Source organism: Agaricicola taiwanensis (assembly GCF_014635245.1).
Lineage (GTDB): Bacteria > Pseudomonadota > Alphaproteobacteria > Rhizobiales > Methylopilaceae > Agaricicola > Agaricicola taiwanensis.
On sequence record NZ_BMCP01000001.1, the window covers coordinates 96,926 to 109,986 of the forward strand.

Genomic DNA, 13,061 nt, shown 5'->3' on the forward strand with positions numbered 1-13,061 from the left:
GCACGCCCCCGAAGAGCTGTCACCTAGCGAATAGTTGCAGTTTGTTTCAGCCGTGCAACTACTTCGTCCGATCGGCACAGTAACGAACAAAATCATCAAGAACTCACAAACGTGAGAGCGGAGATTCAGCGGTAGAGATCGCGCCGTGTCGCCGGCAGGCCCGACGAGGACCGGGTTCGCCGCGACGCCACTGTTTGGAAAATACAGGCGCCGCCGCGTTCGAAGGCAAGGGAGACGCCCGCAAGATAAATGAGCCAGGCTCGTGCGATCACCTCACCCGCCTCGCGTTCCGCCTCTGCCCGGCGGGCTGAAAGACGCTTGGCCCAAAGCCGGGTCGTGCGCGCGTAATGCTCACGCCACCCTTCAACGTCATGCACCTCGAAGCCGTGACGCTCCAGATTCTTCAGCGACATGCCGATATGGTCGAGCTCGCCGCCGGGAAATATGAACTTCGTCAGCGCCTCATATTCCGGGCGTTTCCTGCGAAAGGCATTATCGCTTGCCTTGGCGCGCCGCGTGATGGCGTGGTGCAGGTAGAGACCGCGCGGCTTCAGGAGCCGGTGCACCGCACTGAAATAGGCGGCGTGATTGTCGATGCCGACATGCTCGAACATGCCGATCGATGAAATCTTGTCGAAGCTTTCGTCGAGGCTGGCATAGTCCGCGAGGCGGATCTCGATCTTGTCCTGAAGACCTTTGGCCGAAACGAGTTCGCGTGCCAGGAGAGCCTGTTCTTCCGAAAGGGTAACGCCGACACCGCGGATATCATAACGCTCAGCCGCATGGATGAGGAGCGCTCCCCAACCGCATCCGATATCCAGCATGCGCTCGCCGGGCTGGAGCCGCAGCTTGCGGCAGATCATCTCCAGCTTGTCTTCCTGGGCCTTGCCCAGGTCATCGTGCCAACCATCGAAATAACCGCAGGTGTAGACCATGCGCTCATCCAGGAAGAGCCGGTAGAAGGCATTGGAGACATCATAATGATGGGCGATATTGGCTCTGTTCTTATCAGCGGCGCCGCCGGTGCCTGCCTTCCCTGATCGAGCCTCCATCCCCAGCAACTCGGGACCGCCGGGATGAAAGGCAAAGGCCCTGAGCGCTCGCAGGACCACACCACGCTTCAATGTCCGGACAAGCCTTCCGGGTTTTCCCTCCGGCCGGCGCTCGGCGATGTCAAAGAGGTCCCCGTTTATGAAGTCGATCCGCCCGGCCAGATAGAGGCGCAGGAAGGTATCGAGTTTGGGCCTTCGCAAGAGGCGCGACACGGCGCCTGCATCACGGATGGCAATGGCAGGCTCATCGGCCGGAGCGTCGTATGGAATACGCCGTCCATCCCAAAGCTGAAACACCAGGCGCGGGGCGATCTTGGCGCAAACCTCAGTCAGAAGCGCAGCCAGCGCCGAGGCCTGCAGACTGCTATCCGTCATCAAAATCCCCGCCGCCCTCACATGTCCGGATCAAGCCTAGGACGTGAAGGGCGGCAAGGGCAATGGTCGACGTCAGTGCCGGAAGTGGCGCACGCCCGTGAAGACCATGGCCAGGCCGGCATCGTCGGCCGCCTTGATCACCTCGTCGTCACGCACCGAGCCGCCCGGCTGCACCACGGCCGTGGCTCCGGCCTCCGCCGCCACCAACAGCCCATCGGCGAAGGGGAAGAAGGCATCCGATGCCACCACAGATCCCCGTGTGGCCGGTGCTGATGCACCCGTTTCGTGGGCGGCATCCTCCGCCTTGCGCGCGGCGATACGCGCGGCATCGACGCGGCTCATCTGGCCCGCGCCAATGCCGACGGTCGCCCCGTTCTTGGCGTAAACGATGGTGTTGGACTTCACATGTTTGGCCACCTTGAAGGCGAAACGCAGATCGGCCAGTTCGGCGGCCGAGGGCGCACGCCGGGTGACGACCTTGAAGTCGAGATCGTCGGCGACGATGTGGTCGCGGGTCTGGACCAGGAGGCCTCCCGCCACCGACTTCACCGTCAGGCCCTCGGCGCGCGGGTCCGGCAGGCCGCCAGTGAGGAGGAGGCGCAGGTTCTTCTTTGCCGCGATCAGCGCGATGGCTTCCTCGCTCGCCTCGGGCGCGATGATGACCTCGGTGAAGATCTTGACGATCTCGGCCGCCGCTTCCGCATCAAGAGGCCGGTTGACCGCGACGATGCCGCCGAAGGCCGATGTGCTGTCGCAGGCAAGTGCGCGGCGATAGGCGTCGGCCAATCCCGCTCCCTGCGCGACACCGCAGGGGTTGGCGTGCTTGACGATCACGCAGGCAGCCGTCTTGGCCGGGTCGAATTCCGCCACCAGTTCGAAGGCAGCGTCGGTGTCGTTGATATTGTTGTAGGAAAGCTCCTTGCCCTGGAGCTGGCGCGCGGTGGCCACACCTGCGCGCGGCACGGGCAAGGCATAGAAAGCCGCCTTCTGATGCGGATTTTCGCCATAGCGCAGCGCCTGGCGCAGCCGGCCACCAACCGCGCGGAAACTCGGCGCATCCTCCTCCAGCACATCCGCGAACCATCCGGAGATGGCAGCATCATAAGCGCCGGTGCGGGCAAACGCCTTCGCCGCCAGCCGCTTGCGCAGCTTGTGCGAGGTCGCCCCCTCGAGCGCCGCCATATCGGCAAGTACGGTCTCGTAATCTTCCGGCTCCACCACAACCGTGATGTCGGCGTGGTTCTTGGAGGCCGCGCGGATCATGGCGGGACCGCCGATGTCGATGTTCTCGACCATCTCGTCGTAGTCCGCTCCTCGCCGCAGAACCTCCTCGAACGGATAAAGGTTCACCACCAGGAGATCGATCGGCAGGATGCCGTGATCGGACATGGCGCCCTCGTGCTCGGCATTGCCGCGGATGGCGAGAAGGCCGCCGTGGACCTTCGGGTGCAGCGTCTTCACGCGGCCGTCCATCATCTCCGGAAAGCCGGTGAGCTCCGATACGTCGCGCACCTTGAGACCGGCCTCCTTCAGCGTTTTCGCCGTGCCGCCGGTCGAAACCAGCTCCACTCCATAGCCTGCGAGTGTCCGTGCAAAATCAACAAGCCCCGTCTTGTCGGAGACGGACAAAAGGGCGCGGACGATGGGGCGAAGGGTCGACATTGGCAGCAATCCGGATGCGGAGATGGGAAGGCCAGCGCGATACCACGGCAGGCCTTCAGACGCACGGATTTATTGCTGATGTCAGGGGATGAAGGTGGTGCCGTTGATCCAGAACCAGCCGAAGGCGAGGATACCGGCGCTGCCGGCGACGGCGCCAAGCGCGAAAGCCGCGAAGACAGCGGCGCCCAGTCCTCTGGCCGAGCGGTCCACCCGCGCCGCGGCCTTGGCAGCCGCCGAGTTCTGGTTGGCGGCGACGGAGGAAATGGTGAGAGTGTCGGCTGCCAGCGCGCGCTCACGTTCCACCAGCCGGCGGCCGATATAGTCCGTGACGGCTTCCACCGCCTCGTCCATGTCCCCGGTGTCCGCCAGCACCACCCGTCCGTAGCGTGTATCCTGAACGAAGCGGAAGCTGCGGCGGTCATGAGCCAGTTCGACAAAGGCGACCATATCGATGAAGAGCCGGGCCGGATCGCCGCGCACGATGCCGAGATCGAACATCTCGACCTGCTTGGGCAGATCCTCAAGAAGCGGTTCGATCCGGCTTTTCAGCAAATCGAGACGGGCGATTTCCGCTCCCCGGAGATCCACGATCACCGCGCTGCGTTCGGCAGTCTCGGCGCGCGCCTTGCGCAGCGCATCGCGCAGGCTGACTTTGCCGGCCTCATCCCCGGTACGGGCACTGGTTGCCATAGATGTTAACCTTTCATTAACATCCTGGAACACTATCAATCCGCACGGGCCGCGCAAGAACAGATGTTCACCTCTTGCGACGCCATCCCCCGATGACTTGCGCAAAAGGAGCCATCATGACCGCCTTGCCCTCGGCCGCCGTTCGTTTCAGTGAGGCCGCGCGTCAGGCCGGCATCGATCCAGATGTCATGGTCATGGAGCAGTCGACCCGCACCGCGATGGAAGCAGCGGAGGCCTGTGGCGCTTCAGTGGCGCAGATCGTCAAATCCCTGGTGTTCCAGGGGGCACAGACGAAGAAACCTTGCCTGATCCTCGTCTCGGGCGCCAATCGCGTGGATGAGGAGACGGTGGCCGGCCACCTGGGCGAGCCGCTCGGGCGGATGGAGGTGCGCGCCGTGCGCGATCTCACCGGCTACGCCATCGGCGGCATACCGCCGCTTGGCCATGCCACGCCCATCCGCACCTTCATGGACGAGGATCTTCTGCGCCATGGCCAGGTCTTCGCGGCGGCCGGAACGCCCAATACAATGTTTTCGGTGGCGCCTGAGGCGCTGCGGCAGGCGACCTCGGCCGCCGTGATCCGCGTCACGCCCGAAGATACGCCCGCCTGAATCAGCGGTCGTTCTCATCGCGGGCAAGGCCCGCGCGCACCTCAGGGGGGAACCCCATGACCTGATCGAAGATGCGGGTTTGCACCAGAGCCTGCGTTTGATTGGTCAGGGCTCGGATCTCCTCAAGCCGCGTATCTATGGCGGCCCGGTCCGGCTGCGGCCTGGCGGCTTCGGCGCCAATTTCCCGGCGCAGCTCACGCAGGCGTCTCCAGAGCGGCCTCAGCTCCGGCAGCAGGGCCCGCACGTCCTGACGCAATTGCGACCGATATTCATCCGGCAGACGGCGGCCGATGCTGTCCACCTCGCCTCGTAGCCCGCCCTTCCGCGGCGGGTCGAAATAGCCGACGGCGGCCATGCCGACGAAGAAGCCATTGAGCAGCAGCGACGCTGCCAGGATTCCCCAGAACAGGCGCTTGCGGTTCACGCTGGTCGACAAGGGGTTCATGGCAACTCGAGCTCGCCGGGGCCGTAGACGAGCGTATCGAGCGAGGCAAGTTCTATGGAGTCCTGCGCCTGCGCACCCTGCTGCACATAGAAATCGAACATACCTCCGGCAATCACCGCGAGCATGAACCCGGCGGCGATACGAGGCATCCACCAACCAAATTCGCTGACACGCCGCGGCAGCTTCACCATGACCGCGGCAGCAACCCGTGAGGAGACATCAGGCTTCACCATGACGTCGAGGGCGGCGCCATAACCTGCCAGGGCGTCGGACAGCCGCAAGGCTTCTTCGTGCACCGCGCGTGCCTCGGGGGCGGCCATGAGAGTGCGCCGTGCCCAATTGGCCTCGATCGCATCGGGCCAGCAGCCGATATCCGGGCCGTACCGATCGACCAATTCGGTGAAACGGACGAGATCGCCGTTCATATCATCCATCCTTTGCCGGGCTTTTCTCGCCCATGGCATCCATCGTCAATTCCTTCAGGCGCCTCCGCGCGCGCGCCAGAAGGGACTCATAGGCATCTTCCGTCACATCAAGAACGGCCGACGCCTCCGCTTGGCTCAACCCCTGCAGATGCGCCAGAACGATCGCGGTGCGCTGGCGCGGCGGCAATCGGTCCATGGCATGCGCCAGCAACCGGTCCCGCTCGTTGTCCAGCGCGATCCGCTCCGGTGAAGCGGCATCGTCTGAGAGCACCTGCTCCATGTCTTCGACATCGACCGTCGGCCGCCGCCGCCGAATGATGTCGATGGACAGTCGATAGCTCACCTGATGCAGCCATGTTCCGATCTGCGCCCTCGGTTCCCAGTCGGGCGCCGCGTTCCACAGCCGCAGGAAGGCATCCTGCGCCACCTCTTCGGCTTCCGCCGCGCTGCCCAGAAGCGACAGCGCAAGGCGCACCAGACGCGGGGTCTCGTCTCGCATGACCCGGCCGAAAGCGGCCTGATCGCCCGCCGCGATACGTGCCATCAGCGCCGCGTCCGCTGCGATGCGATTGTGGTCTGGCGCCGAGACCATGAAAGATCGAATCCTCTCCGATTGCCAATCCGAGTGATAGCGCCTGATGCTTCGTCACGCGACCCTCTTCCCTATGCTCTGATCGGTCGGATTCCATGGAACCGCTTCGTCGAAGTCCCCCCGCACCAACTGATACGGGGGAACGTCGTCGTTCCGTCGCGCTCGCGGCAAATGATTCGGTCCATCAATGTCGTAAGGAGGCCGGAAGAACAGCCCAAGGACCTTGGCTGGACTTGTGATGAATCAAATCTGAAGATTGGTCTGTGAACCTTTCGTAATGTTAGCCGCGCTGCAGGAACCACTTTAGAAGCTGATTTTTCAGGTAATTCTATGATGTTATGGAAAACACATCACAGAAAGCGGACAAATACGGACCGAGGAAAATGTTGAAATAATGCGATTTTAACGCGCATGTGCTCGATTCTGGTCTTGCGCCATTACTTGGCTTGTGCCAAATCTGAAACTAGAAGCGCGTTCCAAAAGTATCGGCAGATATAAAAGCTGATGCTGCCTTCGTAACTACGTCCCCCTTAATGCAGGTGAGAAAAATGCTAGATCAGAATGACAGCGCCAACTACGTGGAGCTGGCCGCCGATATCGTCAGCGCCTATGTGAGCAATAACACCGTGGCGATCGCGGAACTCCCGGAACTGGTGGGCCAGGTTCATGCTGCTTTGAAGCGCATCAGCACTGGCGAGCCCGAAAAGGTCGAGGAGCGTCTGACGCCGGCTGTTCCGGTCAAGAAGTCGGTCACACCGGACTACATCATCAGCCTTGAAGATGGTCAGAAGTTCAAATCGTTGAAGCGTCACCTTCGGACGAAATACAACATGACGCCCGACGATTACCGCAAGAAGTGGGGTCTTCCCGCTGACTATCCGATGGTGGCGCCGAACTATGCTGCCTCCCGCTCCGACCTTGCCCGCAAGATGGGCCTTGGTCAGAAGCGTGAGGAGGAAGCTCCCGCCAAGCCCACGCGTGGCCGCAAGAAGGCGACCGCCTGAGGCATCAAATAGTGTTCTTCTCGCCCTTCGGGGGACGGGTGAGGAGAAATCCCAAAGCTCAAGCCACCGTGATTACGGGAGCTTGAGCTTTTTTATTTGCGGCGCCACGCCGTCATCATCGCACGACAGCATCGAGCAAAAACTTCCTTGGCGGACAGTCGCTTTCTTCATGCAGCCTGAGGCGCCGCGAGCACGCGAACGGGCTTTCCAGCCCGCCAAGCCAGGATGTCTTCCACCGCATCCCGGTAGAAGCCGCGATAGGCCCCCTCGGTGACATAGCCGAGATGAGGAGTGGTCACCGCGTTCGGCACCCGGCGCAAAGGGTGGTTCTCGGGGAGAGGCTCCTGGTCGTAAACGTCAAGACCCGCGCGAATTCGGCCGGCCTCCAGCGCATCGATGAGCGGCGCCTCCTCAACAATCGGACCGCGTGAGGTGTTGATCAGCATGGCGTCCGGCTTCATCAGGCCGATCTCCCGAGCCCCGACCAGCCCGCGGGAGCGCTCACCCAGCACAAGATGAATGCTGACCACATCTGCCTGACGGAAAAGATCATCCTTCTCGACCAGCCTCGCGCCAGCCTCGGCAGCCCGCTCTGCCGTGAGGTTCTGGCTCCAGGCGATCACCTCCATGCCGAACGCCTTGGCGATCGGCACCATGCGGGAGCCGAGCTTCCCAAGCCCGAGCAGCCCCAGTGTCTTGCCTCCGAGCGTCACGCCGATGGTTTCCTGCCAGCGGCCCGCCCGCACCCGCGCGTGCTCACCGGGAATATTGCGCGCCACCGACAGGATCAGGCCCCAGGCGATCTCCGGCGTTGCGTGCTGCGACTCGCCGGCAAAGGTGTGGCAGACCGTGATGCCCTGCGCGACAGCCGTATCCATGTCGATGGTCCGCACCCGCGCGCCCGTCACGATCACGAGCTTCAGCTTCGGCAATCTGGCGATCAGCGACGCCGGCAGCGGCATGCGCTCTCGCATCAGGCAGAGCACATCATAATCCGCCAGCGCGGCGGCCGCTTCATCTTCCGTGGCAAGATTGCGGTCGAAGACATCGACAGAGACGTCGCTGCCGAGCTGCGACCAGTCGGCATAGTCCAGCGCAACGCGCTGGTAATCGTCCAGCACGGCAACCTTCAGCATGATCAGAAGGTCTCCGTGAAGACTGGGAACATGGCGGCCATGTCATCCACCTGCATGAGGTGGAACACGTTGAAGCGATAGGCCGCGCCGGTCACAACCTCAGGAGGCGTGAAGGGGAAGGCAAGGTTGCCGGCCGTGGAAAGCCGCCCTTCGAAGCCGTGATGGAGAAGGTACTGTTTGGTGGTGCGAACCACTTCCTCGGCCCGCTCCGGCGTGGGAGCCAGACACTCGCCCATGATGAAGGCCTCCCGCGGCATGGGATTCGGCGGCGTCGGCCAATGCCGCACCCCATCAACACCGTAGACGCGGAAGAACAAATCGTAATCCTGTGCGGTATCTTCGCAGACGAGATCGCGCACCACGGTCTTCACTTCTTCCAGAAGCGCCGCATGTCTCGCAATGAAGCGCGGGTCGGCGGTCGCCGACAGCAGCAATGCCCGATACCCGACGAGACGCGCGCCTTCCAGCTTCAGCGTGATCCTGTCCGCCGGCTGCCAGACCGCGCCGGTGACGCGGGTGCGCCGCGCGTCGAGGGCCTCATAATGAGCGTTGCGGAGATCACAGCGACCGGCCGGCTCACGGATGTCGTAGGGATCCGCCTGTTCATAGAGACTGTGCGCGGCGACCGATGCCGGTGTCGCGGCCCGCTTCGGCGACATGCTCTCCAGATTAAAGCCCTCGTCGTCGAGCTCGGCTAGGATGGTGTCGCGCCCGCCCGGCGTGCAGCAGAGAGAGGCACACTCCACGATCTTGGCCATATGGGTCGCAATGCCCAGTGGGAAGCCAAGCATCGCGGGGATAGAGGCGAAGATGCCGGTATCGCAGGCGCGGCCGGTCACCACCACGTCGGCTCCGGTCTCCAGCGCACGGCGGAAGGCTTCCAGGCCAACCTGCCCGACCAGTTGCGAGGAGGCATCCACCTCCTCCTCGGTGAGTTCAGGCATGCTGTCCATGGGCATCACGCGGCCCGCCTTGATTTCCCGGCGCACCACCTCGCGCGGCACATCGCTCGGCACATAGGCGAGCTTGAAGTGCAGGTCGTCCTCAGCCGCGATCTCACGGATCATCTCAAGGGTCTGATCAAGGTGCGGCTTTGCACCGGCCGAACCGGCCGAGCCGATGATCAGCGGAATGTCCAGCTGGCGGGCGGCACGAAGCACCTTCCTCAGATCACGCTTTGCACCGACCCGGGTCGGCGCCATCTTGCCCGCGCCAAGGTAATTGGGGCCTATGTCGATGGACCCCATGTCGCAGCCGATCATATCCGGTTTGCGGGTCAGGCCCTCCTCAAGCGCCGGGGTCGGAATACCGTAACCAAGTTGGCCGGAGGCGCCCAGCACGCGCAGGGGCCGGCGGCCGTTCTTCTCGAAGTCCTCGATGAGACGTTGGATGGCGCTCAAATCTCAATCTCCAGAAGAAGGCTGTGCTGCTGGGCTCCGTAGACATCGGTGTCGCCGGGATTGCCGGAGACGATGTCACGGGGGATGGTGATCTTCACGGCGTTGGAGGGCGCATAATCAATCACGCGCACCTCGTTTTCCGACTTTCCGTAGAGCCGGGCCACCTCCGAACGGATGTGCGATACGGCCTTCTTGGCGCGCAGGAAATCGTCGGTGTCCTTGAACATCAGATCGAAGGTGACGAGGCAGGGCCCGGCGTTCTTGCTGCGGATGACGGTTGCTATGTTCTGAAGTTGCATGATGGTCAGGCCGCCTTTGCTCTACCACTCTGAATGGTCTCAACCACATCCCGGGCGAAGCTCTCGGTCGAGCCGGTTCCGCCGAGATCCGGTGTGCGCGATGCGGGATCGGCCAGCCGCAGCTGCACCGCCGCCCTCAATTCGTCCGCGGCCTCCCGATAGTTCTGCCGCCCGTGGCGGGTGGCGAGCCAATCCAGCAACATCGCCATCGACAGGATTAGCGAGGTCGGGTTGGCGATGTTGCGGCCGGCGATATCGGGAGCCGAGCCATGAGACGCCTGCGCCATGCCGTTGTGATCGCCATGATTGAGCGATTCAGCAAGGCCGAGGCCGCCGGCAAGCTCGGAGGCGAGGTTTGATAGGATGTCGCCGAACATATTGGTGGTGACGATGACGTCGTAGCGGCTGGCATCCCGCACCAGATGCGAGGTCATGGCATCCACGATGACATCGTTCACGGCAACTTCAGGGAAGTCCTTTCCCACATCCCGGCAAGCTTCGATGAAAAGCCCGTCGGTCTTCTTCATCACGTTGCCCTTGTGGACGATGGTCACCTTCTTCCGCCGTGTCATAGCGGCCTGGAAACCGGCCCGGGCGATGCGCTCGCTGTTGTGGCGCGTGATCTTGCGCATGGCGAGCGCCACGTCCGGCGTGGGCATCAACTCGCTCGAGGTGCCGCCGACCATGTTGCGGTCGGCGTAAAACCCCTCGGTGTTTTCGCGGGCGATCAGGAGATCCATGGCGGGCACCAGCGAGGGCACGCCGGGACGCACATAGCTCGGCCGCATGTTGGCGTAAAGATCGAGCCCGAGCCGCAGGCCGGCCGACGGGTTGATGCCGCCCTTGTCACGCGGCGGATAATCGGCCGTGGACACCGGACCGAGAATGATGCCGTCGGCCTTGCGCGCTTCCTCGACCACCTCGTCGGCCAGGGTGGTACCGCGCACCTTCAGGCTCTTGAAGCCGATGTCCTCATCGCGGATGACGGCGCCGAGCTCGTGCCGCTTGTTCAGCGCGTCCAGGCAGAGGCGGGTCGCGGCGACGATCTCAGGCCCAATGCCGTCGCCTTCAAGGATGATGATGTCCATGCGGCTCTCCTGATGAGGAATGGTGTCAATTGGCGAGGAAGGCGGGACGTTCGACCTTGGCGAGATCCGCCTCCGCCACAAGCGTCGCCACATCATCCGCACCGAGAGGAATGCCTTCCCTCCGGCGCTGCGCCTCAGAACGCGCCTCCGGCTCGCCCGGCATGAGGATCTCTTCGAAGCCCTCCGCGCGCGGGTTTGCCTTGGCCCGCTCTACAAGTTCATCCATGCGCGATGCATAGGCCTCCGGCCCGACGAAGATGCCCGGCTGCATGACGATGAAGGCATGGCCGACGTTCTGGGGAGCATCGAAATCGAAATACTGGTTGCGGACCTGGCCGCCGAAGGCCGCGCCTGACATGACGCCACCGATGACCTCCATCATCAGGGACAGGCCGGAGCCCTTGGGTCCACCCAGCGGCAGGATGATCCCATCGTAGCCCTTCTGGGCGTCGGTCGTGGGTTTGCCATCGGCATCCAGCGCCCAGCCGAGCGGGATCGGCTCGCCCTTCTGCGCCGCGCGGCGGATCTTGCCGCGCGCAACGACGGAGGTCGCCATATCGAGCATGACGCCGGGATGGTTCTTGCCCGCGGGCGCGGCGAAGGCAAAGGGGCTGGTTCCCAGAAACGGCTCGCGCCCGCCCCAGATGGGCATAGCGGGCGAGGCGTTTGTGAAGACGAAGGCCGCCATGTTCTCCTTCACCGCCATCTTCAGATAGCTGGCGGCCATTCCGAAATGCGCGCTGTTGAAGGCGGTCACGAAGGCGATGCCGCATTCTCGCGCGATATCGATCGCTTCCGACATGGCCTTGGTGGCAACCACGAAGCCCAGTCCATCGTCACCGTTGACCTGCGCGGTCACACTGGTGGGGCGCTCTACGGACATGGTGGGCTTGGCTTTGACCAGTCCCTTGCGCAGGCGTTCCGTATAGATCGGAATACGTCCGACGCCGTGGGAGGAGACGCCCCGAAGATCGGCCTCGACGAGGCACTGAGCCACCCGCTCAGCATCCGCCTGCGGCACGCCATTGCCCGCGAAGATACGAGCGACGAAGGGTTCAAGATCGGTAGGAGAGACATGACGCGGACGCGCCACCGTTTCATTTGCTGCCACGGGTTATGGTCCTGCCCTGTGCAGCCTTTGAAGGCTGTCTTGGTGATGATGTGAAAAGGGGCGCCTGAAGGCGCCCCTCGTGTGCGTCTTATTCCGGCACCGCCACAAGACGCGTGTCCAGACGATTGAAGCGCAGCGTCACGGGAGAGCCCGGAGCAAGATCGGCGAGCGAATGCACCTTGATGCTCGCGCCTGCCGCCTTCACCAGATATTCGGTGTAGGCGCCGAGATAATGGCTCTCGCCGATGGTGCCCGGAACGAGGTTGATCTCCTCGCCGTTGGCAAGCGGTGTGGCGCCGCCTTCCACCAGTTCGACGGCCTCCGGACGCAGCATGGCCTGATGGCGACCACCGGTCGCCTCCGCCATCTTGGCACCCGCCACCTTCAGCGGCGTGCCGTCCTGGGTGGCCCAGCTCTCACCATTGCGCGTCACATCGATGAAGCTGGCACGGCCGACGAAATCGCCGACGAAGCGATTGGCGGGCTTGCGGTAGAGATCCTTCGGCGTGCCCTCCTGCATGATGTGGCCCTGATTCATGACGATCACGCGATCGGACATGGAAAGGGCTTCTTCCTGGTCGTGCGTCACATAGACGGCGGCCACGTCGAGTTCACGCTGCAGGCGGCGGATCTCGCTGCGGGTGCTTTCACGCAGCTTGGCATCGAGATTGGACAAGGGCTCATCGAACAAGAGCACCTTGGGCTTGCCGACGATGGCGCGCGCCAGCGCCACGCGCTGCTGCTGCCCGCCGGAGAGTTGCGAGGGGTGCCGGTCCTTCAACGGGCGCAGCCCGACGATCTCCAGTGCTTCGTCCACTTCCTTTTCCACCTGAGCCTTCGGCAGCTTGCGGATGGAAAGCGGGAAACCGACGTTCTGCCCCACCGTCATATGCGGCCAGATGGCATAGGACTGGAACACCATGCCGATCTGCCGCTCGTGCGGCGGCGTCATGATGCCCTGCTCCGGCGCCGAGACGATCTGGTCCTCGATCTTGATCACGCCGCCGTTGGATTCCTCCAGCCCCGCGATGCAGCGGAGAGAGGTTGTCTTGCCGCAGCCGGACGGACCGAGCAGGCTGAGGAATTCGCCCTTGGCGACGTCGAATGAGACGCCGTGAACCACGGTGAGCGAACCGTACTTTTTGACGAGGTTCTGAACGCTGATGCTCAT

The 13,061-nt window shown here is 63.3% G+C and carries 14 protein-coding genes; 2 read left to right on the plus strand and 12 right to left on the minus strand.

The annotated features are described in order from the left end of the window. Window positions 1-125: 125 nt before the first annotated feature. From IEV58_RS00450 to IEV58_RS00460, 3 genes are all read right to left on the minus strand, one after another. The gene (locus IEV58_RS00450) at window positions 126-1,427 is read right to left on the minus strand and encodes an SAM-dependent methyltransferase (RefSeq protein ID WP_188407713.1); all 1,302 of its coding nucleotides are present in this window, start codon (window positions 1,425-1,427) and stop codon (window positions 126-128) included. Window positions 1,428-1,499: 72 nt separating this feature from the next. Beyond that, on the minus strand, window positions 1,500-3,089 hold the full coding sequence (gene purH, locus IEV58_RS00455; protein ID WP_188407714.1) for a bifunctional phosphoribosylaminoimidazolecarboxamide formyltransferase/IMP cyclohydrolase: 1,590 nt from the start codon (window positions 3,087-3,089) through the stop codon (window positions 1,500-1,502). A gap of 81 nt (window positions 3,090-3,170) precedes the next feature. Then, window positions 3,171-3,779: a hypothetical protein gene (locus IEV58_RS00460; protein ID WP_188407715.1), complete on the minus strand. Its 609-nt coding sequence runs from the start codon at window positions 3,777-3,779 to the stop codon at window positions 3,171-3,173. Window positions 3,780-3,895: 116 nt separating this feature from the next. On the opposite strand from IEV58_RS00460, the gene IEV58_RS00465 reads away from it, so the two are divergent. Continuing rightward, complete coding sequence (locus IEV58_RS00465) at window positions 3,896-4,390, plus strand: YbaK/EbsC family protein (protein WP_188407716.1); 495 nt, start codon at window positions 3,896-3,898, stop codon at window positions 4,388-4,390. 1 nt (window position 4,391) lies between these two features. Here IEV58_RS00465 and IEV58_RS00470 read toward each other — a convergent pair whose 3' ends face one another. From IEV58_RS00470 to IEV58_RS00480, 3 genes are read right to left on the minus strand one after another with little or no spacing between them, the layout of a single operon-like run. Then, window positions 4,392-4,835, minus strand: coding sequence for a periplasmic heavy metal sensor (locus IEV58_RS00470; protein ID WP_188407717.1), 444 nt, complete (start codon window positions 4,833-4,835; stop codon window positions 4,392-4,394). Beyond that, a complete protein-coding gene (locus tag IEV58_RS00475) occupies window positions 4,832-5,260 on the minus strand; it encodes a hypothetical protein (RefSeq protein ID WP_229729088.1) in 429 nt (142 codons plus the stop codon). Before IEV58_RS00475 ends, IEV58_RS00470 begins: the two co-directional genes overlap by 4 nt. A 1-nt stretch (window position 5,261) precedes the next feature. After that, window positions 5,262-5,852 (minus strand): RNA polymerase sigma factor, encoded by a 591-nt coding sequence (locus IEV58_RS00480; RefSeq protein ID WP_188407718.1) that lies wholly within the window; start codon window positions 5,850-5,852, stop codon window positions 5,262-5,264. Window positions 5,853-6,400: 548 nt separating this feature from the next. Here IEV58_RS00480 and IEV58_RS00485 point away from each other — a divergent pair. After that, a complete protein-coding gene (locus tag IEV58_RS00485; protein ID WP_188407719.1) occupies window positions 6,401-6,856 on the plus strand; it encodes a Ros/MucR family transcriptional regulator in 456 nt (151 codons plus the stop codon). Window positions 6,857-7,023: 167 nt separating this feature from the next. Here the strand turns inward: IEV58_RS00485 and IEV58_RS00490 are convergent, their stop codons facing one another. The 6 genes from IEV58_RS00490 to IEV58_RS00515 all read right to left on the minus strand — a co-directional run bounded on the left by IEV58_RS00490 (window position 7,024) and on the right by IEV58_RS00515 (window position 13,061). Beyond that, the gene (locus IEV58_RS00490) at window positions 7,024-7,992 is read right to left on the minus strand and encodes a D-2-hydroxyacid dehydrogenase family protein (protein ID WP_188407720.1); all 969 of its coding nucleotides are present in this window, start codon (window positions 7,990-7,992) and stop codon (window positions 7,024-7,026) included. Between the two features lie 2 nt (window positions 7,993-7,994). Next, a complete protein-coding gene (locus tag IEV58_RS00495) occupies window positions 7,995-9,392 on the minus strand; it encodes an acyclic terpene utilization AtuA family protein (protein WP_188407721.1) in 1,398 nt (465 codons plus the stop codon). Continuing rightward, complete coding sequence (locus IEV58_RS00500) at window positions 9,389-9,691, minus strand: DUF4387 domain-containing protein (RefSeq protein WP_188407722.1); 303 nt, start codon at window positions 9,689-9,691, stop codon at window positions 9,389-9,391. The genes IEV58_RS00495 and IEV58_RS00500 overlap by 4 nt, the downstream gene beginning before the upstream one ends. Window positions 9,692-9,696: 5 nt before the next feature. Next, window positions 9,697-10,779 (minus strand): isocitrate/isopropylmalate dehydrogenase family protein, encoded by a 1,083-nt coding sequence (locus IEV58_RS00505; protein WP_188407723.1) that lies wholly within the window; start codon window positions 10,777-10,779, stop codon window positions 9,697-9,699. A gap of 25 nt (window positions 10,780-10,804) precedes the next feature. Next, window positions 10,805-11,890: an Ldh family oxidoreductase gene (locus tag IEV58_RS00510; protein WP_229729089.1), complete on the minus strand. Its 1,086-nt coding sequence runs from the start codon at window positions 11,888-11,890 to the stop codon at window positions 10,805-10,807. Between the two features lie 88 nt (window positions 11,891-11,978). Then, window positions 11,979-13,061 carry an ABC transporter ATP-binding protein gene (locus tag IEV58_RS00515; RefSeq protein ID WP_188407724.1) on the minus strand — a complete coding sequence of 361 codons (1,083 nt, stop codon included), beginning with the start codon at window positions 13,059-13,061 and terminating at the stop codon, window positions 11,979-11,981.